The sequence below is a fragment of the Pseudomonas sp. SWRI154 genome, assembly GCF_014268645.1.
GTDB classification, from domain to species: Bacteria; Pseudomonadota; Gammaproteobacteria; order Pseudomonadales; family Pseudomonadaceae; genus Aquipseudomonas; species Aquipseudomonas marvdashtae.
This window is the reverse complement of record NZ_JABWQW010000016.1, coordinates 1-21,740: the sequence shown is the minus strand read 5'-3', so window position 1 is coordinate 21,740 and position 21,740 is coordinate 1. Positions and strand designations below refer to the sequence as shown.

Here is a 21,740-nt window from a genome sequence, read left to right as displayed (position 1 = left end):
TGCTCGTCGTAACGGGAGCCGTATGTCGATACCACGCTTGAAAACCTATCTCTCCATATTTGCCACCGTGCTGGTTCTCGGTCAGGCCGTTCCCGCGGTGGCGGTCGAGTTGCCGGACTTCACTCAATTGGTCGAACAGGCTTCGCCGGCTGTGGTGAACATCAGTACCACGCAGAAGCTGCCGGAGCGACGGGTGATGGATCCGCAAATGCCGGACCTGGAAGGCTTGCCGCCCATGTTGCGTGAGTTCTTCGAGCGTGGCATGCCTCAGCCACGTTCCCCTGGCGGTGGTCGCCAGCGTGAAGCACAGTCCCTCGGCTCGGGCTTCATCATTTCGCCGGACGGCTACATCCTGACCAACAACCACGTGATCGCCGACGCCGATGAGATTCTCGTGCGTCTGGCTGATCGCAGTGAGCTCAAGGCCAAGCTGATCGGTACGGATCCGCGTTCCGATGTGGCGCTGCTCAAGATCGAAGGCAAGAACCTGCCCGTGCTCAAGCTCGGCAAATCCCAGAACCTGAAAGCCGGCCAATGGGTTGTCGCAATAGGTTCGCCGTTCGGCTTCGACCATACCGTGACCCAGGGCATAGTCAGCGCCATTGGTCGCAGTCTGCCGAATGAAAACTACGTGCCGTTCATTCAGACCGACGTGCCGATCAACCCGGGCAACTCTGGTGGCCCGTTGTTCAACCTCGATGGTGAAGTGGTAGGCATCAACTCCCAGATCTATACCCGTTCGGGCGGTTTCATGGGCGTATCCTTCGCCATTCCGATCGACGTTGCCATGGACGTTTCCAATCAGTTGAAAAGCGAAGGCAAGGTCAGCCGTGGCTGGTTGGGCGTAGTCATTCAGGAAGTAAACAAAGACTTGGCCGAGTCGTTCGGGCTGGAAAAACCTGCTGGCGCGCTGGTGGCGCAGATTCAGGAAGGTGGTCCGGCTGCCAAGGGCGGCTTGCAAGTCGGTGACGTGATTCTCAGCCTCAACGGCCAGCCGATCATCATGTCTGCTGACCTGCCGCATCTGGTGGGCGCACTCAAGGCCGGTGCCAAAGCCAACCTGGAGGTGATTCGCGAAGGCAAGCGCAAGAACGTCGAGCTGACGGTTGGCGCGATCCCTGAAGAAGGCAAGGAACTGGATTCACAGCCGAAGTCTGGCGTAGAGCGCAGCAGCAATCGCCTGGGCGTGGCCGTGGTTGAGCTGACCGAGGAGCAGAAGCGCACGCTGGAGCTGCAAGGCGGCGTTGTGATCAAGGAAGTACAGGACGGCCCTGCGGCCCTGATCGGCCTGCAACCGGGCGACATCATTACGCACCTGAACAATCAGGCCATCGGCTCCACCAAGGCGTTCACCGACATTGCCCAGGCACTGCCGAAGAATCGTTCGGTGTCGATGCGAGTCTTGCGTCAGGGACGCGCTAGCTTCATTACTTTCAAATTGGCCGAATGACCGATTGATCGCTGAAAAAAAACCGCCTGGAAAGAGGCGGTTTTTTTTGTCTGCCGAATGCTCAGCCCATCATGTCCTTGACCATGCGTTCCTGCTCCATGAGCTCTCGCTGCCGGGCATCGATGCGCGACGACAGCGGGAAATTGGTGCCGGCGCGCCGTTTGGCGAAATCCAGCTGCTGAATGGCCTGACGGTAATCACCCACCAGCGCGAAGTATTCGGCACGTGCCTGGTGCAGGCCGATGATATTGCCTGACAGCCCGCGGGTTTCCGCCACCATGTACCAGATGTCCGGGTCGTCCGGGCGGTTCTTGAGCAGGGTTTCGAGGGCCTTCTCGGCATCGGCGGGGCGGTTCTGCTTGAGCAACAGGTCGACACGCACTTGATTGAGCGGATAGTTGCCTGGATATTGCACCAGCAGCCGGTCGACGCGAGATTGGGCATCCGCCAGCTTGTTGCTGGTAATGTCCAGATCCACTTCGGCCAGGTTGTAGATGATCTCGTTAGGCGATTTCGCCAGCAACGGCTTGAGGTTCTCGCGAGCCTCATTCAGCTGGCCACCCTTGATTTGCGCGATCGCCAGGCCATAACGGGCGACATCGTTCTTCGGGTTTTCGTCCAGCAACGCGCGAAAACGCTTGGCGCCCAGCCCCGGCGTTTCTTCATAGGTCAACTGGACCCGTGCACGGATCAGTTGATAGCGCATGCTGTCCTCGATGCCCCCCGGCCTGGCCTGTTCGGCACGGTTGCGGGTGTCGGCAATGCGCGATTCGGTGACCGGGTGAGTCAGCAGGAACTCTGGGGGCTTGGCGTCAAATCGGTATTGGCGCATCAAGCGTTCGAACATGGTCGGCATTGATCGCGGGTCGTAGCCGGCCTTTTCCAGGTTCTGTATACCGATGCGGTCGGCTTCCTGTTCGTTCTGCCGAGAGAAGCGCCGTTGTTCCTGGATGGCGGCGGCCTGGGTTCCGGCGATGGCGGCGATGCCGGCGTCACCGCCACCGGCGGCGGCAATCACGATGCCGGCCAGCAGTGCGGCCATCATCGGCACCTGCATGCGCTGTTGGGCTTCAACACCGCGGGCAAAGTGACGTTGTGACAAGTGCGCCAGTTCGTGGGCCATGACCGATGCGTATTCGCCCTCGGTCTGCGCGTTGAGGAACAGTCCGCCGTTGACTCCGACGATGCCGCCGGGTGCGGCGAACGCGTTGAGCTGGGGACTGTTGATCAGGATGAACTCCAGGCGCCGGTCGTTGACCTGGCTGGTTTCCACCAACTTGTAGACACTTGACTCGACGTAGTCCTTTAGCTGCGGATCGTTGAGTTGCGAGACCTGGCTGCGCAGCAGGGCCAGCCAGGCGCGACCCAGTTGATGTTCCTGTTCCGGCGAGACGATGGCAGAGCTGGCATCGCCAAGTGACGGCAGGTCGTCGGCGAAGCCCGGTGAGGCGAGCAGGCAAGCGAGCGTCAGCAGGGTGGGGCGCAGAAATGTCATGCACGGAGCCTTAGTCGACAAAGACCTTACTGTAGCCGGACAGCGGGTCAGGGACCAGATATTCTAGGCGGCTCGACGACCTGTTGCGGAGTGAAACAATGACCGATGCTGTAGCCCACGATGCCGAGTTGGACGCCAGTGGCCTGAACTGTCCGCTGCCGTTGCTCAAGGCCAAGCTGGAACTCAATCGCCTGGCCAGCGGTGCCGTGCTCAAGGTGACCGCGACGGATGCGGGCTCCCAGCGTGACTTCCGTACCTTTGCCCGGTTGGCCGGTCACACGCTGTTGCGTGAAGAAGACGAAAACGGCGTCTACCGTTATTGGCTGAAGAAAGCCTGAAAACGGATAGCAATTCATAAGGATTTTTAATGTTCAAAGTGTTACGTGACTGGATCCAGCGCTACTTCTCCGATGAAGAGGCGGTGGTATTGGCCGTGCTGTTGTTCCTGGCCTTCACGGCTGTCCTGACGTTGGGAGGCATGCTCGCGCCGGTCTTGGCGGGGATGGTGCTGGCATACCTGATGCAGGGGCTAGTCACAACGCTGGAGCGCTTGCGGCTGCCAGGCTCCGTGGCGGTGGGGTTGGTGTTCGCCCTTTTCATGGGGCTGCTGGTGGTGTTCCTGGTGGTGATCGTGCCCTTGCTCTGGCACCAGTTGGTAACCTTGTTCAATGAGCTGCCAGGGATGCTCGCGAAATGGCAATCGCTGCTGCTGTTGTTGCCGGAGCGCTACCCGCATCTGGTCTCGGATGAGCAAGTGCTGCAAACGATCGAAGTGGTGCGCGGCGAGATCGGCAAGTTCGGCCAGTGGGCCCTGACATTCTCTCTGTCCAGCCTGCCGCTGCTGGTGAACATCATGATTTATCTGGTGTTGGTGCCGATCCTGGTGTTCTTCTTTCTCAAGGATCGGGAAATGATCGGGCGCTGGGTTCGTGGTTATCTGCCTCGCGAACGGGCGCTGATCACTCGCGTAGCCCAGGAAATGAATCGCCAGATAGCCAACTACATTCGCGGCAAAGTCATCGAGATTTTCATCTGCGGCGGCGTCACCTATATCGGTTTCGTCGCCCTGGGCCTCAACTACGCCGCGTTGCTGGCGCTGCTGGTGGGGATTTCGGTGGTGGTGCCTTACGTCGGCACCGTGGTGGTGACCGTGCCGGTGGCGCTGATTGCGCTGTTCCAGTGGGGCTGGAGCGACCAGTTCATCTATTTGATGGCGGTGTACGGAATCATCCAGACATTGGACGGCAACGTGCTGGTCCCGCTGCTGTTTTCCGAGGCGGTGAACCTGCACCCGGTGGCGATCATCTGCGCGGTTTTGCTGTTTGGCGGGCTGTGGGGGTTCTGGGGAGTGTTCTTCGCGATCCCGTTGGCGACGCTGTTCAAGGCGGTGCTGGATGCGTGGCCAAGCAAGGAACCGGTGGTGGCGCCGCTCTTGTAGCTGTCCTGGCCACACGGCGAGCCGGCTCGCCATGTGGGCAAGACAGGCAATAACACCTCAGGCGTTATTCAGCGCCTGAGCCGCCGCCAGCACCGCGTCCACATGGCCCGGCACCTTCACACCACGCCATTCCTGACGCAATACACCGTCCTTGTCGATCAGGAAAGTGCTGCGGTCAACGCCCAGGTATTCCTTGCCGTACAGCTTCTTCAGCTTGATCACGTCGAACAACTGGCAAACCGCTTCATCCTTGTCGCTGATCAACTCGAAGGGAAACTCTTGCTTGCACTTGAAGTTCTCGTGGGACTTGATGCTGTCCCGGGAGACGCCAAACACCTCGGTGTTGGCCGCCTGGAACTGCGCGTATTGATCGCGAAAACCCTGGCCTTCGGTGGTGCAGCCGGGGGTGCTGTCCTTGGGGTAGAAGTAGATCACCACCTGCTTGCCTTTGAGGGCCGCGAGGCTGACGGTCTGCCCGCTGGTGGCGGGCGCTTGGAAATCGGTAACCGGCTGGTCGACGGCAACGGCCATGAACGCTTCCTTACATTGGGTTTTGTGGACGCCACGGTTCGATCAATGCGTCCAGGTTCATCGCATCGGCGAAGTCCAGGAACTGATCACGCAGCCAACTGATCTGGGTGCCGGCCGGCAAGGTCACGGTGAACGTGGCGTTGAGCATGGTGCCGCCAGTCTGCGGGGCCTGATAGGTGTCGCACGTGAGGTTTTCCAGCTCGACGTGGTGGTCCATGAAAAACTGGCACAGCTCGTTGATGATGTCCGGGCGGTAGGCCGAACTCACATAGGCCACGTAGGGCAGGGCCTGGGGACGGTTTTCCAAGGCAGCGCTGCGCACTACGTTAACGGTGAAGGCGTGCTTCTTGGCCAACACGGGCAGGCTGCCCTCCAGGCGGGCGAGGGCGTCCCAGCTGCCGGAGATCTCGAGCACGAGCGCGCTGCATTCGCCATGACGGGTCAGGCGTGAGGTCACGACGGCGCAGCGATTTTCATGGCTGGCGCGGCACAGGACGTTAGTCAGCTCCATGGGGTTGGCGCCAAGGGCACTGATAACAAGGAATTGTTCGCGGACTGTGGGGGTGGACATGCAGCATTCCTAAAGCGATGAGCGGTCGGTATGTTTCAGCTCGACGGGGCGACAGCACTGGGAGAACGAACGGTTCAAGCCTTTTGCTTTTTGGGGCGCTGCGTTGCGGGACATCACGCAAACACCTGTTCAAGAGCAGGATCGGGGCTTGTAGCGACGAAAACGGAGGCTGGAAACCGGCGTATGAGCTTATCGGTACCGATCAAAGGCTGAAGGGTAGCGAAAACCATCGCCAAGGGGAATGGGAGTTCGCTTGTACAAGCATCTTGGCGCCAGTACCATTACGGCTCTCTTTTTCCGGCAGGAGCGGTTTCATGATTGCGGGCAGTATGGTGGCACTGGTCACACCCATGGATGCACAAGGGCGTCTTGACTGGGTCAGCCTCAGCAAACTCGTGGACTTCCACCTTGAAAACGGCACCCACGCCATCGTCGCCGTCGGTACAACCGGCGAGTCGGCAACCCTTGACGTCAACGAGCACATCGAAGTCATCCGCGCCGTGGTCAAGCAAGTCAATGGGCGCATTCCGGTGATCGCCGGTACCGGCGCCAACTCCACCCGCGAGGCCGTCGAGCTGACCCGCAACGCCAAGGAAGCCGGGGCCGACGCCTGCCTGCTGGTTGTTCCGTACTACAACAAGCCGACCCAGGAAGGCTTGTACCAGCACTTCAAGCGCATTGCCGAAACCGTCGACATCCCGCAGATCCTCTATAACGTTCCCGGCCGCACCTCCTGCGACATGCAGGCCGAGACCGTGATTCGCTTGTCCACCGTCCCGAATATCATCGGCATCAAGGAAGCCACCGGCGACCTCGTGCGGGCCAAGGCCATCATCGATGGCGTCAACAAGGATTTCATCGTGCTGTCCGGCGATGATCCAACGGCCGTCGAGCTGATCCTGATGGGCGGCAAGGGCAACATCTCTGTCACTGCCAACGTCGCCCCGCGCGAGATGGCCGACCTGTGCGAGGCCGCGCTCAAGGGCGACGCCGAGACTGCACGGGCACTCAACGAAAAACTGATGCCGCTGCACAAGGACCTGTTCATCGAGGCCAATCCGATCCCAGTGAAATTTGCCCTGGTCGAAATGGGCTTGATGCACGAAGGCATTCGCCTGCCGCTCACCTGGTTGAGCAATACCTGTCAAGAACCGCTGCGGCAGGCCATGCGCCAGTCCGGCGTCCTGGTTTAATTGAGGAACTACAACGCATGAAGCGAATGGCTGGCCTTTCCGCACTTGCCTTGATTATCTCCAGCACCAGTGGCTGCGGATGGATCTGGGGCCCGGATGGTTATTTCCGTGACCGTGGTAGCGACTACCTCGAAGCGCAACAGACTGCACCGATGCAACTGCCACCCGACGTCAGCGTCGCCAAGCGCCTGGATCCGCTGCTGCCGATCCCGCGCAACGTCGCCGACGACAGCGTCAAGGGTGAATACATCGTGCCGCGTCCACAGCCGCTGTCGGCCGTGGCCGATGCGAGCGACTACACCCTTCAAAAGAGTGGCGATTCGAGCTGGGTCATGGGCCAGCACCCGCCGGCCGAAGTCTGGCCCGTGGCGATCCAGTTCTTCCAGGACAACGGTTTCCGCCTGGATGAGCAGCGTCCACAGACCGGCGAATTCACCACCACCTGGCAACGCGCCGATGAACTGTCCGCCGCCATGGCCAAGCGCCTGAGCGCCGCCGGTGTCGCCGCCGACAGCGAAACCCGCGTACGGGTACGGATCGAGCCGGGCGTGCAGCGCAACACCAGTGAAATCTACGTGGTCAGCGCCGAGCGTCCCGCCGGCAGCACCGCCGACGTGGCCTTCACCAACCGCTCGGTCAACACCAGCCTCGACGCCGCGCTGGTGGACGACATGCTCGCCAGCATGAGCCGCACCGCCGAGCAGGGCGGTTCGGTGTCGATGCTGGCCACCCGGGACTACGACACCCCAAGCCGCGTCAGCCTAAGCGAGGACGGCAGCGGCAACCCGGTGCTCAACGTCGGCTCCGACCTGGATCGTGCCTGGTCGAGCGTGGGTCGTGCGTTGGAGCAGGGCGAATGGCGAGTTGAGGACATCAACCGCAGCCTGGGCCTTTACTACATCAACCTCGCTGAAAAAGCCGAGAAGAAAGACGAGAAGCCCGGCTTCTTCAGTGGCCTGTTCGGCAGCGCGCCGGACAAGGAAGAGATCGAAGCCGGTGCCGAGCGTTATCAGGTTCGCCTGAGCAAGGTCGGCGACAACGTCCAGGTAACCGTCGAGAAAAACATCAACACCGTGGCGCCGGCCGATGTGGCCCGCAAAGTGTTGGGCGTGATTCAGGACAACCTGGGCTGATCCGATGCGTTTCGCCGTTCTCGGCAGCGGTAGCCAGGGCAACGGTACGCTGATCGCCAGCGCCGGCACCTATGTGCTGGTCGATTGTGGTTTCTCCTTGCGAGAAACCGAAAAGCGCCTGTTGCGCCTGGGTGTTCACCCGGCGCAACTGAGCGCGATACTCGTGACCCACGAACATGCCGACCACGTGCATGGCGTGGGTTTGCTGTCTCGGCGCTACAATCTGCCGGTGTACCTGAGTCGCGGAACGCATGGCGGCCTGCGCAAACCCATCGAACCGGCTGGCTTCGTGGCCGGTGGCGAGCAGTTGCGCATCGGTGCCCTGGACATCAGCGTAGTCAGCGTGGCACACGACGCCCGGGAGCCGACGCAATATGTGTTCAGTGATGGCGAGCGGCGCTTCGGGTTGCTCACCGATTTGGGTTCGTATTGCGACAGGGTCATGGACAGTTATCGGGACCTCGATGCGCTGATGATCGAGTCCAACCATTGCCGCGACATGCTGGCGCGGGGGTACTATCCGTACTTCCTCAAGCAGCGGGTCGGCGGGGAACACGGACATTTGAACAACCACCAGGCGGCATTCCTGGTGGCCGAGTTGGGCTGGCAAGGCCTGCAACACCTGGTCCTGGCCCATCTGAGCAGCAAGAACAACCTGCCGCAGCTGGCCCGGCAATGTTTTGTCGACACCCTTGGGTGCGACCCGGACTGGCTGCAACTGGCCGATCAAGATTCAGGGCTCGACTGGCGACATATCGCCTAGCCCACTACTTAGCAAGCGGAGCCCATCATGGAAAAACGTGAAGAACTCTACCGCGGCAAAGCCAAGTCGGTTTACAAGACCGACGACGCTGACCGCTTGATCCTGCTGTTTCGCAACGACACCTCGGCGTTCGACGGCAAGCGCATCGAACAGCTCGACCGCAAGGGCATGGTGAACAACAAGTTCAACGCCTTCATCATGCAGAAACTCGAAGCCGCCGGCGTGCCGACCCAGTTCGACAAGCTGCTGGGCGACAACGAATGCCTGGTCAAGAAGTTGGACATGATCCCGGTCGAATGCGTCGTGCGTAACTACGCCGCTGGCAGCCTGGTCAAGCGCCTGGGCGTGGAAGAGGGCATGAAGCTCAATCCCTACACCTTCGAGCTGTTCCTGAAGGACGACGCCAAGGGCGACCCGTTCATCAACGAATCCCACGTCGTGGCCTTCGGTTGGGGCACCGCTGAGCAACTGGCGCGCATGAAGGAATTGTCCCTCAAGGTCAACGAAGTGCTGACCAAGCTGTTCGACGACGCTGGCCTGCTGCTGGTGGACTTCAAGCTGGAATTCGGCGTGTTCAGCGATGGCTCCATCGTCCTGGGCGACGAATTCAGCCCGGACGGCTGCCGCCTCTGGGACAAGGACACCAAAAGGAAGATGGACAAGGACCGCTTCCGCCAAGGCCTCGGTGACGTCATTGAAGCCTACGAAGAAGTCGCCCAGCGCCTGGGTGTACCGCTGTAATCGACGCAAGCATCTGATAGCACGGAAAAAATTTCGCCCGGGGGTTCGCTTCCGGCAAATGTGCTGGTATGATGCGCGCCACTGGAGAGATGCCGGAGTGGCCGAACGGGACGGATTCGAAATCCGTTGTACTGGCGACAGTACCTAGGGTTCAAATCCCTATCTCTCCGCCATAATTGAATACGACTAAGCCCCTGAAATGGTTGAACATTTCAGGGGCTTTTTCGTTTCTGGCGTTTTGTAGAACACCTTCGCTCAAGTAATCCCAGCCCGCCGTTCGTCTTAAATCCCATCCGACCTGTAAGTTCTGACAGTAGCCAATCCTCCCTGCCTGGAGTGTGATAACCCACATACCGAAATGCTGCGCGCGCCCGAATTTGTTGGGAGCGACGTCCCATACGGCGCTTCAGATCCTTCGGAGAAGTTTGATGCCAGTTGATCGTCGTTTTCCCCCAACCTTGTTAGCGGCAACGATGGCGCCGTTATTGAATCCGTCTGGAAGCGAAATAATCAATACCATCGTTGCACAGGCGGGCTCCATCCTGGAGCTTGCACGTCAGCCTCCCGAGCGATGGATTGAGCAGGGCTTGCGCATCGGGCAGGCTCGGGAACTACACGAGCGCGCCTTGAGCGCGGCGATATGGATTGCGCGCCAGTACCGCGAGCGCGAGCTTCGAGGGGCTGATCGCCAGACCTACGATGTGCGCCGAGGTTTTGCCGCGCTCACGGATGGGCCGCGTTACGACATGGAATTTGACGAAGACTGGTCGAACATGGCCCGTCCGAATGCCATTGAGGCAAGGACCTCTCCAGTGGCTTACCTGGTCAGTCTTTACAAAAAGGCGCTGTCCCTGGAGGGGGCGGCAGACGAGGGAAACCGGTTTCGCCTGGAGGTACGGCGGCCGGATATTGCCGCCGAGCTGATTGATTCTGCGACGATGACGCGCGAATGCTCAGTATTATCACTGTCCACCAAAATTCTAGAGTCATCGCTTCTTGAGGCTGGGCAGCTATCGGATCCTGATGCCATTGAGGCGGATAGGGTTCTTGCGAGCGCGCGTTATCCGCTGACCATGCCGTACGAGCATTCGGTCGAGCAGCTTCAAATTATCTTGTCGCTGTTCAACCCGCCTGTTTCAGGTTTTGGTGAGCTGGCGCGCGCAACTGATCCGGATTTTCATTATTTTGCCCTTCAAGGCATGCAAACCGATCGCGGTGACGATACGTTTCTCCTCAGTTTGCCGATCGGCCCTGCGCGTCGGGAGCTTCTCCTGGAAGCGCTGTTCAACGGTGCCCGACCGGACAACGAAGAGCAGATGGCAAACTTCTATTGGACGACCTATCGGGTCTACTCCAGGGGGGCTTTGGAAGATAGCGCGGAGTTCTGCACGCGCACCGGGGTAAGCAGTGATGCGCTTGCAGGCCTGTTTGCCGTCAAGGAAGACTCGCCGGTTCTGTCCAGGCATGTGTCCCAGGCGGTCATGCCCCAGCAGGAGTCCGGCCCGCATGTTTTCGGCGCGGTTTACATCAATGGTGCGCAGCTTCCTGCCATTGACCTGAAGGCTTCGCCTGGTTCGGACACCTTCCAACGGGACACGGAGGCTGTCCCGGTTAATCCACCTGTTCAGTTTGAAAACCTGGCGGATGGGCACCTGGATCGGATTCACCGGCTTATCCGGCTCAGTCGATGGCTAGGCACTTCTTTTCGCGAAATGGACCAACTGATTGTCGCAGCGCATCACGCCGAGAAAAGAAACGGTGCGCCACTCATCACGCGTAATACGCTGAAAGCACTTGGGGTCTTTTGCGAAATGCGAGGGCGCTATGGAGTGACCGCGGAAGACTTTTGCGCCTGGCTCGACAAGGTATCGATTTTTGGTGCTGGGGAGACGGTCGCTCAATATGACCGTATTTTTGTCAACCATGGGCTCCTGGGGACTCCCCTGGTTCTGGACAATTCGCCGTTCAGCGCACGGATTGAAGACAACACGGATGATCATTCGCGGGAAACTGTCCAGGCGATTTGTGCGAGCCTTGGCCTGGATTCCTCGGAATTCACCTATATGGCGCGTGTTGTCGCCAATAGCTATGACCCGCCGGAACTCAAGCGTAGCCTGGAAATCCTGTCCTCCTTTTATCGCATTGCCAGCATCGCTCGCTATTTGAGCGTGCCCCCGACGGTCTTGCTCGGACTGGTGCAGACGCTCGGCCAATCTGCGCCGATTCTCAAGCAGATTGCCGGCGTGCCTTCGGTCGAGGCGCTACCTACGCTGGGCGCTACGGATTTCTCCGCTGCGTTGATGGCGGTGGTTGATTGTGTGCAATGGTGCGGGGATAAGGGGATCGATTTGGCGTGGTTTGTGCGCGCTATGCGGTCAAACACCACCGTTCCAGTCGCCAGTGACAGTGAGCGGGCTCTGGTGGCCAGTCTACATACGATGTTGGGAAGCCTGCGCGTTACCCATGAGGTTCTGGAGCAAGCCGGTGTTCCCGCCGTATTGACCCTGGCGACGATTGATTGGGTTGCGGCATTGGGCGACGTTATCGACGCCCAGGGCATCGTGCTCGATGGCGTTTCGAGCTCGGATGTGGATTATGCGCTCAGCGTTCGCAACATCATTGCCGATGTGGTGGAGAGGATCGCCCAAGCGGAGGATCCTTTCCCTATGGATGACCCGATAGAGGCGGACACGCTTAAAAACACCATAGTGGAATCCGTGACGGCAATCATTCTTCGGATGCGAGCTTCGCAGCGGGCTCTGGTCGAAGAGCATTTGGCCACGTACCTGGCGATTTCGTCTGATCTTGTTTTGCCCCTTATAGAGTGGGCCGATCAGAGTGTTTACGATGTCTTGCGCTGGGTGTGGGAAGCCGAAGGCGTGGTGACTCCGGCGGGGTCGTTGCGCGCGCTGGCCCTACGACGGTTGAGTCCTTGCGATCCAGTTGCACGGCGTTTGCGTGCCGCCGTCCAGCCTCATGATGCGTTCCAGGACGATGGCTTTGAAGATTGGAACAATGCCGACGTCATGCTTCAGAAGCTGGGCAGCTTGCATCGCCTGGCTGACATTGTTCGCCAATTCGAATTGGACGGCGAATTCCTAAGTCGCCATGCGGCGAACAAGCGGCAATTGGAAGGATGGATTGACGCTCCCGATTTATTTGGATTCAGGCCAGGGATGGATGCCACCGGCGCGATTTCGCTTGCCACGCTGTATCACCTGCAAACCTATCGCAATGTCACGTCGCGGATGCAAGCTTCCCCATCGGCATTGATGGACTATTTGTCCTTGGTCAACGACCCGCTGGTCTTTGATCCTGATCTTTTCGCCGAGAGCGAGGATTACGCTCGCCTGATGCAGGATGCCGCCGCCGTCAAGGTCGCGGAGATGCTGGGCGTCAGCGCACGCGAGTTGCTGGAGGCAGCACGTTTCATTGCACCGATGGGAGTGCTTACACAGCTCAGTCAATTCAATGGTCTTATCCGAATGCTGGAAATGGCTCGCACGAGCGAGCTAAGCATTCTGGCTCTGCATGAACTGGGTGGATTGCCGGTGTCCGCCAATACCGAAGATTATCGCAACGCCGTGCAATACGCGCTCGGCAGCCTATACGCCGGTCGGCTTCAATCGGGCGGTTCCGGAAACGCCCCTGAGGTCGGCCAGGGGACCACAAGCGAGTCGTCGGTCGACCAGACGCGTCTGGTTGCCAATGCGCTGGACTTGGCACCCGCAAAGGCGCAGGCGAGGTTCCGCCTGCTGGTGCGGGACTTGAGCGGCAAACCGCTGGTTAATATTCGTGTGCGTTGGTCGCTGACAGGTCCCGGAGCTCTGGATACGGATATGGCACACACCGATGCGGACGGTAGGGTCGAGGTTACCCTGGCATCGAGTGCCAAGATGGGTATTGCCACGGTTTTTGCCACAATCGGACTTGATCAACGTATAGCCATGCCCACGGTGACCATCGATTGCGACGATGAAACGCTAAACCTGCGTCGGCCAAAACCGGATGCGGAGGGTGCGCCCAAACTTTCTGGTCGTCGTGAGTCTTTCGAGTTGTCCGTCACGGTGCTCGACGGTTATGACAACAGGGGACGTAACAGGCGTGTGCGTTGGAACATTGTCGAAGGGGCTGGCCAGTTCAAGAGAGACACGACAATTGCCGATGACAATGGGGTAGCCCGTGCCCAGTTGTCCAGCAACGAAGAGGGAATAACGACGGTCAAGGCAACCCTTGGCGCTGGTGTGAGTCTTGGAGGTTTTGCAGCGTTTCGTTTTATCGACGCACCCTATATAGATAGGAGCGTTTACAGGCTGCGCTTCAGGGGGCCGAATGTACTCGGTCAAGTCGTAAAAATCGCCTGCCGGGTTCTCTCCCTTAGCGGAGCGGGCAAGCCGCAAGAGCAAATCGGTTGGAGGGTGACGTTTGCCGATGAGTCGGTTTATGAAGGGCCGACTACTTCCGATCCTGACGGATACGCCCTTTTCGAGGTACCTGCCTCGGAGTTGAAGCAGGGCACCATAACCGTCCGCGCGACCCTGTTGCCTTCACGTAAAGACGACGACAGAGAGGACTTCTTCGAACAAGTCATGGTCATTCTTCCCGTGCCGAGACTTGCCGCGGCGTCACCGGCCAACGTGTCGGTGATTGCCCTGGCCGGCGAGGTGGTGCATGTGCGGGTACGGGTGGAAGCCGAGGTCGAGACAGACATCGAGACGGTGTTTCAGGGGGTGGCTGAACATCCTGTGCAATGGACCGTGGACGGCGCCAGGAATGCGAAAGAGACGTTAACCGATTCCGAAGGCACGGCGGTTTTTGCCGTTCCGATCGATCAGCCTGGCGAACATACCGTGGTGGCGACGCTGAATGAACCTGCAGGGCAGGTGGTGACTTTCACGGTGAATGTTCTCGCAGAGCCCAATTGGCGGTTCTCCTTGACGTCGCTTGCTCAGCAGGCGAGTGAAGAGCCTCGGGATTCGCTGACCTTCGTCGTCGGCAGGCGATACACCTTGACCCTTGAGGATACCTCCGACGCCAGTGATAGGGCCGGACGCGAGATTGCCTTGACCTGGAGTGGCGTCAATCCGGTCGGCCAGGGGCTGGTGGCCAATCCGAGTTTCCTGCAGATGCGCCAGCTTCCTGGAGACGGACGCTTGAGCTGGGAAATCGAGTGCAGGCAGTTGCCGGACCCAAGGGCGGTGTTTTCGATCGGCGCGACACTGCAAGGCACCCGGTACAGCCAGATCCTGCGCACAACAATCAAGTTGGATGAGGCGCTGTCCCGACGACGGCGACGCTAAGCACCGTTGTCAGCAGGAATGAAACTCCAGGAGGCCAGGCCATGACCGATCTTACGACGAAACTCGAAGCCTTGAACAAGCAACGCCAGGAAGCGCTCCTTGAGTGTTATCTGGGCGCCGTGGCGGATCGGGACGGCGATACCAATGTTCTGGCGGCAGCAGGTGATCTCGATGCCTATCATCTGTTCGACCATCATGTCGACACGGCGCCGAAAACCTCCGCCGTGGGCGAGATGATCGCCAGTTTACAGCGCTATATCCATGGCATTTATTCCGGCGACGAGCCGGGTTTCGGACAACATTTCGACGACCGCGAAGTCGAGACCTGGCGCCAGTGGGAAAGCCGTTATGCGATCTGGGCCGGCGCGGAGAAACTGCAAAGTTATCCGGAAAACTACATCGATCCGGAACTGCGTATTGTCAAAACACGTTTTTACGAAGAGTTGGAAGGAGATCTTGCGCAAGGGCGACTCAATACCGAGCGTGCACAATCGTCCGTGCTGGCCTATCTCGAAAAGTTCGAGGACGTGGCCAACATCGAGGTGCTCAACGGCTATATCGATGGGCCTTTTGTAACGTCCGACTCGACGGTCTATCGCGCGGATTATTATTTTCTCGGGCGCAAGCGTGGCGATAACAAATATTACTGGCGCAAGGCGGCCATTGTCCGCGGCGAGGGTCAAACACGCATCCCTCCCAGTGCCTGGAGCGAATGGGAGCCCATCGAGGCCGGGATTGGCGATGCCACGAGTGTGCGCCTGACCTTCTTTGGTAGCCGGCTCCATGTGTTCTGGGTGAGCAGGGTGTCCCTTAATGTGATTCGGGAAACCGATGGACCCAACTGGGACCAGGTCGATATTCGCTTCTCCTATCGCAGTTTGAGCGGCGCCTGGAGCCCGCCGTTGGTTGTCGACACGGTCACGCTCAAGCTTGAAGGCACTGGGGGTCGCCAGCGGAGCCATCGACGGGGGCGCACAGACAGTGGCGATAACCGTCTCCTTGCAATGACCAGTGATGGCAGGCTTGCCAAGGGCGAAAAGCTGATGGTGCTCGGTGTTGTCCTGTCGACCGTCGATGATACGAGCCCAGAGTACTGTTACTACGCGTGGGACGAGTTGCTGAACCGTGTCGATCTCGTCGAGGGGGAACAGCAACACGTTCATGACCTGCTCGCGACCTATGCGGATCAATCCATACTGCAAAGGCGCGCGCCGTTGCTGGGCAAAACGACGGATTACAAAGGCTGGGCCGTCGATTCCATCCGGCCAAAGGGCCCCAGTGATCAGGCAGGCTATGTGCGCTATGTGGAATTGAGGGGACTTAACCAGGGAAACGCCCTCTCCTTCACTGTGAACAGCACTGCTCGAGTCTATGAGACGACGCTGGGCGCTTCTTTCGTACGTATTGATGGTTCTATCTTTGGCGTCTCGCTGCCTTATTGTGGCATTACGTTTACTCATGTTCCAAATTCTGAAGGCCGCCCACTGGGTTATTCAGTGCTCATTGAATTTTCAGCGTTTGTTGCGCCGGGTTCATGCCGAATAGATCTTTTAAACAATGACGGTGGGGTAGGGGAAACGATTGATCTTTATTATTCGGGCTCCGGGCATCTTAAGCACTTTATTCCAGCTATTGATGCGACTGGACGTGCTAAGGATATCTTTCGATATATAGCGCGACTGTCCGATACTGCATGGAAAACGTATGGCACTTGGCTGCGGGTCACGAACGGTGGGACGTCTCCGTTTAACATAAGTTCCTCACATTCCCATCGTTCCGTTGTGCCGGCTCCCTTTGTGCTGCCCATTTGGGTTGGGGCAGAAAAGGCGCCTGCGGGTGATTTGCCGCCGTTCCGATTCAACGGCGGCGCGGGGCTTGTCAAAGCGCTTCCCCTGACAAAAAACCCTGAGATTGTTGCCGTGGGGTTGGGGGAGTATTCAGGCGATACCTGGAGCATGGGCTATCAGGAATTCGAGGTTCTGCTGAAGGCACCGCCGACCGACGGCCCGAAGGTCATCCCTGGCCCCGCGAACGCTCAAGGTCAGGCCGGACAGTTTGTCGAGTTCGGTAATGAGTTCGGGGCGACGGGGGCCGTGGAGGCCATCCGGCTGAACACCACGTTCGGTCCTGAGCTGGTGGAGCGGGCGGCGCTGTCCGTCGGCAATTTGCTCTCCTGGGACAGCCAGCACACCGAAGAGCCGCCGCGTCCGGGGTCCGATAGACTGGAATTTCTGGACTTTCACGGCGCGAACGGACGTTATTTCTGGGAAATATTCTTCCATCTTCCGCATCTCATAGCGGTTCGGCTACGCCACGAAATGAGCTACGAGGATGCGCTGGGTTGGTTGCATCATCTCTTTGATCCGTCCGCCAAGATCAATCCTGGACGGACAGAAACTACGCCCTATTGGCGCTCGCGCCCATTGCTGATGACGGGCGATCCAAGTTTTGAAGTGGTATCGCCCGTTGACCCGGATGCTATCGCCTACAGCAACCCGATCCATTATCGCAAACGGATTTTTCGCGACTACATAGAGACCCTGATCGAATGGGGGGACTGGCTCTACAGGCAGCTGACACGCGACAGTTTGACCGAAGCAAAGATGATCTACCTGAGGGCCGCGCGCATGATGGGGCCGGCCCCTGACGTGCGCGGCGCATCCGACTGGACGCCAAAAACGCTCAGTGAGTTGCAGAGCACCCAAAACCTTGCGTGTTTCGATGCGCTCGCTCCAACGCTATCGGTCGATACGCTGGTCAATCTGCCGCTGACATCCGGCCATGCACTGTTGGCTCCCATGTTGGACCATCCGGATTTTCGGCCTGAAATCAACCGAGACCTGCTGGATGTCTGGGACACCCTGAAAGCACGATTGCACAACTTGCGGCACTATCTGACCCTCGACGGCAAGCCCATCGACCTTCCCCTTTACGACACACCCATCAACCCCAAGGACTTGATGCGCGCCCAGGCTGGCGGCGGTGGTTTCAATTTGCGGGACATCCTGACGCCGCCCATCGTTCCGCCTTATCGCTTCATGGCGATCATGCCTCGCGCACAGCAGGCGGTGCAGACTCTGTGCCGGTTTGGCGATCAGCTTCGGCAATACATGGAGCAGGCCGACAGATGCGAGCAGGAAACGCTGCAACAGAAACATCTTATAGAGATGAGTGACTTCAGCCATAAGCTGCAAACCGAATTGTTGCGCCACGCCCAAGCCACGCTTGAGGCGCTCAAGGCTTCGAAACGGGCAGTTGATCAGCGGAAAACCTACTTCGCGGGGTTGGTCGAGACGGATTTGCTAAAGGATGAAATCGAGGCGGTCAATGATCTGAAACATGGAAAAAAATCCGCTCTTGCTGCAGGGTACTTCAGTGCAACAGGCCACTTGGGGGATTGCCTTCCCAATATTGGCGGACTGAGCTTTGGGGGGATAAGGTTAGGTGGTATGGGACATGGTACTTCGGCATCGAATAATTCCTACAGTCAAAGTGAAATGAATCAGGCCACCCGCCATGATCGCTACGCTTCGCAACAACGCCTGCGTGCAGAATGGAACTTCCAGCACGACGCGGCGATTGCAGAACTCGAGGCGCTGGAAAAACAAGTGGAGGCGCAGCAAATCCAGATCCAAGCATCGAATGTCTCGGTCGATCAGCAGGTTCGCGCCATCGAACAGGCCAAGGAGATGTACACCTTTCTCACCCAGACCCGCACCTCCCGGGCATCGCTTTATCGCTGGATGCAAAGCAAGATGGCCACGCTGTATTTCCAGACCTACGATGCGGTGACCGCGTTGTGCCTATCGGTGCAGGCCTGCTGGCAATACGAAATTGGCGATTATGAAACCCAGTTCATCCTGCCAGGTGCCTGGGTCGACAGCCACCATGGTTTCACCGCCGGCGAGACACTGACGCTGGGCTTGCTGCGCATGGAGTCGGCCTTTGTCCATCGCTATGAACGGCGCTTGACGATCAGGAAGATCGTGTCGCTGCGCGATTATTACGCGCCGCAAGAGTGGCCAGAGATAATCCGGGGACTCAAGGACAGCGGAACACTGGACTTCAAACTCGATTGCCGATTTTATGATAGTGACTATCCCGGCCATTATCTGCGCCAGATTCGCCGTGTATCGATCACGCTGCCGGCCCTGTTCGGCCCGTATGAAACGGCCTGCATGACGCTCACCCAACTCTCCAGCAAGCTGCTGGTCAAACCCGACCTCGGCGGGGCCCGGCATCTCTACGAGCCGACGCATGAGGACGCCGACACCACCCATGTGCGTTATAACCTGCGCGCCCAGCCGCAAATCGCCGTTTCCGACGGACTGGACGATGACGGCATCGGTTCGCGTTTTGCTTTTGATGAAGACCGCTACGCGTCCTTTGAGCGAACCGGCGCAATCTCCTCCTGGCAGATCGCCTTTCCATGGCCTGACTCAGAGAAGCAAATAGAGCTTTTCGAGTCGCTGACCGACATCGTCGTCGAAGTGGAATACACCGCCCTCGATGGGGGCAAAGATTTTGCCGAAAAAATTGAAGACCTTTTAAAAGAAACGGTGTTTCGCCAGTAGAACGGGGCCTGTTTAAAACCTCGTTCAAGCTCGGCATGTAGTCGCCCGAATTGATCCAACACAACCTGCCACGGAGTGTGGATATGAACGTGCAAAAACGAATCGAGCGCAACTTGCTGGGCCCCGCGAGCGACCTGCCCACGGAAACATGGCCTCCCGAATGGAAGCGACGCACGTCGGGAGACGACACCAACAGCGGTGCCAGTCTCTACACAGTAGACGACATCAGGCGTAGGTATGTTCATCTCTATGGCGGGGCGGAGGCCGCGATCGAATTCGACCTGCCTATCGACCTGCGCCTGACGGCAGCGTCCGGCTATCAGGTCAGGTTCCTGTATCAGCCGACGCAGCGAGCGAGCGAGAATCCCAGGGTGGTTGCGTATTTCAATGCCGGGGCGCATTTCTGGACACGCGAGTTGCAGACGAGCACCACACGTGTGGAGCAGCCGCGCGATTGGCTGGTCTGTGAAGACATCATCGTGCTGAACGACGAAAACACCACGCCAACGGCTGTCTTGGCTTTTCAGTCCGGATTGTTCGACCCCTCCGCGGCGGCTGCGGATACAACGACCGACCCAGGAAGGGATCAGCCCATCACACAAGAGCCCGGCTGGCCGGCCGGCCCGGGTGAGTTGCATTTTTCCGGCAAGGCACTGGGAGCCGGCGTCCCATCCGAGTGGGCCGATGGTGCATCGATATCCGTGCACCTTAAACCGCTGCAACTGACCACCGATCAACCCATGCCCGAATTGGACGGCGTCAGCGCTCGCTATTGGGTGGTAAAAGATGGCCATGCCTACATGCCGATCTGTCGTGGCGGCGGAGCGCACCACCTTACCCTGCCGATCGCCGAAGACTGTGGCTGGGCCGGCGGCGGGGTTTATTCCGGCACTAGTGCTTACGCGTCCTTCACCGACCAGAGCGAGGCTGGGCAGGCCAGGTTGCAAGTGACGACGACAGATCCTGATGCGGATGACGAGGCCCAGCACATCGCCAAGGCGTGGGAAATTCGCAACGATGCGGATGCGAACGATGCCAGCGTCGACGGCAGGACGGCCACCCTGTGCTTTGAAAGTGTCTATCATGCCGACCCCCATGAGGCGTTGGCCTGCATCGTCGGGCCCTACAAGCTTGATATCGTCCGGCACATACTCCCGGAGTTTTGGCCAAGCGTGGCGGAAGACGAAACCATCGATCTTCATGTCAAGGTTCGTTACACCGTTTCCGACGCCATTGAGCCTGGTATCGACGTGCAATGGCGTCAAGGTGACGCCCTATTGGATACCATTCCAACCCGGTCTGATGGTTGGTCTGCCTATGTCTACCAACCCGCCGCCGATACCCAGCTGACCGCGGCCATCGACAGTCCTTACAAGGCCGAGGCCGATACACACGCGCAAGTCTTCGACATCAAGACCATCCCGACCCGTAAATGGGCACAGTTCGAACTGAGTGTCGATGGAGACGGGATTTCGCCCGACGATCCTTGGCGGATACTGCCCGGCCACTCCTACGAACTGACGCTCAAGCCACGGTCTGGCAGTGTGATGATCGCCGAGGACCTGACGCTTACGGTCGATGCGCCAAGGCTGCAAGTCGTGCCGACAGAGGCTCTAACCCTGGTCGAGGGCGGCCTCACCTGGACCGTTACAACGTCTAGCGACGATATTGGTGACTTTACCCTGAGCCTCGGCTGCATTCGCTTCAAACAATCGCCGACATGGACGGGGACTACCAACCGTTTGCCTGCCTTGACAATCGACGAGGCGCACGACGGCCGGCTCGATCCGCTTGCGGCGCGAGATAAGCTGACGGCGGTGGTACCGCACTATGACGACATGCGGGGTACCGACAGGATCAGCGTCACCTGGACCGCTGCGGGCAGTCCGGCGGAGGGATCACACAGCACGGCACCGGTTGAGGTGGGGACCGTCGGGCCGAAGACGATCGAGTTGCCGGTGGGGTTGATCGCTTACTCGCTGGGCAAGTCGGTGACGGTTACCTACACGGTGACACGTGGTGGCACGCCGCTGCCGGCTCCTGATTCGCTCACGTTGAACGTGAGCGCCCTGCCGGAGAGTGCGCTGATACCGAGTCAACCGCGCATCCTCGAGGCCGATCAGAGCGGCGAATTGGATATAGGTAGTTTGTCGGGAAATGCCAGAATGCGTATTGAAGGTTGGCCGCACATTGCTGCGGGCCAATATGTGTGGCTGCGCCTGAAGGGCACTAAGGTCGATGGCTCGTACGAGAAAACGATCTGGAAGCCGCCATCAAAGGTTACGCAGAGCGAATTCAACGGCAATGCCTTGAACGCCACAGTCATATATACAGAGCTGAAGGAACTGAAGGATGGCAGCACCCTGACAATTGAGTTCAAGGTCGCGTTTGGTAAAAGCGAAGTCGAAGCACTGGCCACCCCGTTACCGTCGCGCACTTATACCATCCGCGCGGCATTTGACGGAGTCGCCCCTAGCGTCAAGCAAGCTCCCGGCAATGTACTTAATCCGATGGCGGCCGAGGATGCGCTGACCGTGGTGATTCCGGATTA

The 21,740-nt window shown here is 58.9% G+C and carries 12 protein-coding genes, 1 tRNA gene and 1 pseudogene; 11 read left to right on the top strand and 3 right to left on the bottom strand.

What is annotated here, in order from left to right; translation table 11 throughout:
• Positions 1 to 22 precede the first annotated feature (22 nt).
• Positions 23 to 1,450 (top strand): DegQ family serine endoprotease, encoded by a 1,428-nt coding sequence (locus tag HU806_RS15620; protein ID WP_186612234.1) that lies wholly within the window; start codon positions 23 to 25, stop codon positions 1,448 to 1,450.
• Positions 1,451 to 1,511: 61 nt separating this feature from the next.
• Here HU806_RS15620 and HU806_RS15615 read toward each other — a convergent pair whose 3' ends face one another.
• Positions 1,512 to 2,945, bottom strand: coding sequence for a M48 family metalloprotease (locus HU806_RS15615; protein ID WP_186612233.1), 1,434 nt, complete (start codon positions 2,943 to 2,945; stop codon positions 1,512 to 1,514).
• Positions 2,946 to 3,043: 98 nt separating this feature from the next.
• Between HU806_RS15615 and HU806_RS15610 the strand changes: the two genes are divergently transcribed.
• Both HU806_RS15610 and HU806_RS15605 read left to right on the top strand, forming a co-directional pair.
• Positions 3,044 to 3,283: a sulfurtransferase TusA family protein gene (locus HU806_RS15610; RefSeq protein ID WP_186612232.1), complete on the top strand. Its 240-nt coding sequence runs from the start codon at positions 3,044 to 3,046 to the stop codon at positions 3,281 to 3,283.
• 29 nt (positions 3,284 to 3,312) lie between these two features.
• Positions 3,313 to 4,383: an AI-2E family transporter gene (locus HU806_RS15605; protein WP_186612231.1), complete on the top strand. Its 1,071-nt coding sequence runs from the start codon at positions 3,313 to 3,315 to the stop codon at positions 4,381 to 4,383.
• A gap of 57 nt (positions 4,384 to 4,440) precedes the next feature.
• Here the strand turns inward: HU806_RS15605 and HU806_RS15600 are convergent, their stop codons facing one another.
• Positions 4,441 to 4,914 carry a peroxiredoxin gene (locus tag HU806_RS15600; RefSeq protein WP_186612230.1) on the bottom strand — a complete coding sequence of 158 codons (474 nt, stop codon included), beginning with the start codon at positions 4,912 to 4,914 and terminating at the stop codon, positions 4,441 to 4,443.
• Positions 4,915 to 4,924: 10 nt separating this feature from the next.
• A complete protein-coding gene (locus HU806_RS15595) occupies positions 4,925 to 5,485 on the bottom strand; it encodes a glycine cleavage system transcriptional repressor (RefSeq protein ID WP_003184325.1) in 561 nt (186 codons plus the stop codon).
• 314 nt (positions 5,486 to 5,799) lie between these two features.
• Between HU806_RS15595 and dapA the strand changes: the two genes are divergently transcribed.
• The 8 genes and pseudogenes from dapA to HU806_RS15555 form a co-directional block, all read left to right on the top strand.
• Positions 5,800 to 6,678, top strand: coding sequence for a 4-hydroxy-tetrahydrodipicolinate synthase (dapA, locus tag HU806_RS15590; RefSeq protein ID WP_186612229.1), 879 nt, complete (start codon positions 5,800 to 5,802; stop codon positions 6,676 to 6,678).
• A gap of 17 nt (positions 6,679 to 6,695) precedes the next feature.
• Positions 6,696 to 7,811: an outer membrane protein assembly factor BamC gene (locus tag HU806_RS15585; protein ID WP_186612228.1), complete on the top strand. Its 1,116-nt coding sequence runs from the start codon at positions 6,696 to 6,698 to the stop codon at positions 7,809 to 7,811.
• Between the two features lie 4 nt (positions 7,812 to 7,815).
• A complete protein-coding gene (locus HU806_RS15580; protein WP_186612227.1) occupies positions 7,816 to 8,574 on the top strand; it encodes an MBL fold metallo-hydrolase in 759 nt (252 codons plus the stop codon).
• 27 nt (positions 8,575 to 8,601) lie between these two features.
• Complete coding sequence (gene purC, locus HU806_RS15575) at positions 8,602 to 9,315, top strand: phosphoribosylaminoimidazolesuccinocarboxamide synthase (protein ID WP_186612226.1); 714 nt, start codon at positions 8,602 to 8,604, stop codon at positions 9,313 to 9,315.
• Between the two features lie 83 nt (positions 9,316 to 9,398).
• Positions 9,399 to 9,488, top strand: a tRNA-Ser gene (locus HU806_RS15570).
• Positions 9,489 to 9,743: 255 nt separating this feature from the next.
• The gene (locus HU806_RS15565) at positions 9,744 to 14,615 is read left to right on the top strand and encodes a Tc toxin subunit A (RefSeq protein ID WP_186612225.1); all 4,872 of its coding nucleotides are present in this window, start codon (positions 9,744 to 9,746) and stop codon (positions 14,613 to 14,615) included.
• Positions 14,616 to 14,656: 41 nt separating this feature from the next.
• Positions 14,657 to 19,189: a Tc toxin subunit A-related protein gene (locus HU806_RS15560; protein WP_186612224.1), complete on the top strand. Its 4,533-nt coding sequence runs from the start codon at positions 14,657 to 14,659 to the stop codon at positions 19,187 to 19,189.
• Between the two features lie 83 nt (positions 19,190 to 19,272).
• A pseudogene (locus HU806_RS15555) lies at positions 19,273 to 21,740 on the top strand (hypothetical protein); the annotation flags it as partial.

What these genes read in the sequence shown, in the direction of transcription:
- HU806_RS15620 (WP_186612234.1), top strand. Translation starts at nt 23, where the DNA reads ATGTCGATACCACGCTTGAAAACCTATCTCTCCATATTTGCCACCGTG.
- HU806_RS15615 (WP_186612233.1), bottom strand. Translation starts at nt 2,945, where the DNA reads ATGACATTTCTGCGCCCCACCCTGCTGACGCTCGCTTGCCTGCTCGCC.
- HU806_RS15610 (WP_186612232.1), top strand. Translation starts at nt 3,044, where the DNA reads ATGACCGATGCTGTAGCCCACGATGCCGAGTTGGACGCCAGTGGCCTG.
- HU806_RS15605 (WP_186612231.1), top strand. Translation starts at nt 3,313, where the DNA reads ATGTTCAAAGTGTTACGTGACTGGATCCAGCGCTACTTCTCCGATGAA.
- HU806_RS15600 (WP_186612230.1), bottom strand. Translation starts at nt 4,914, where the DNA reads ATGGCCGTTGCCGTCGACCAGCCGGTTACCGATTTCCAAGCGCCCGCC.
- HU806_RS15595 (WP_003184325.1), bottom strand. Translation starts at nt 5,485, where the DNA reads ATGTCCACCCCCACAGTCCGCGAACAATTCCTTGTTATCAGTGCCCTT.
- dapA (WP_186612229.1), top strand. Translation starts at nt 5,800, where the DNA reads ATGATTGCGGGCAGTATGGTGGCACTGGTCACACCCATGGATGCACAA.
- HU806_RS15585 (WP_186612228.1), top strand. Translation starts at nt 6,696, where the DNA reads ATGAAGCGAATGGCTGGCCTTTCCGCACTTGCCTTGATTATCTCCAGC.
- HU806_RS15580 (WP_186612227.1), top strand. Translation starts at nt 7,816, where the DNA reads ATGCGTTTCGCCGTTCTCGGCAGCGGTAGCCAGGGCAACGGTACGCTG.
- purC (WP_186612226.1), top strand. Translation starts at nt 8,602, where the DNA reads ATGGAAAAACGTGAAGAACTCTACCGCGGCAAAGCCAAGTCGGTTTAC.
- HU806_RS15565 (WP_186612225.1), top strand. Translation starts at nt 9,744, where the DNA reads ATGCCAGTTGATCGTCGTTTTCCCCCAACCTTGTTAGCGGCAACGATG.
- HU806_RS15560 (WP_186612224.1), top strand. Translation starts at nt 14,657, where the DNA reads ATGACCGATCTTACGACGAAACTCGAAGCCTTGAACAAGCAACGCCAG.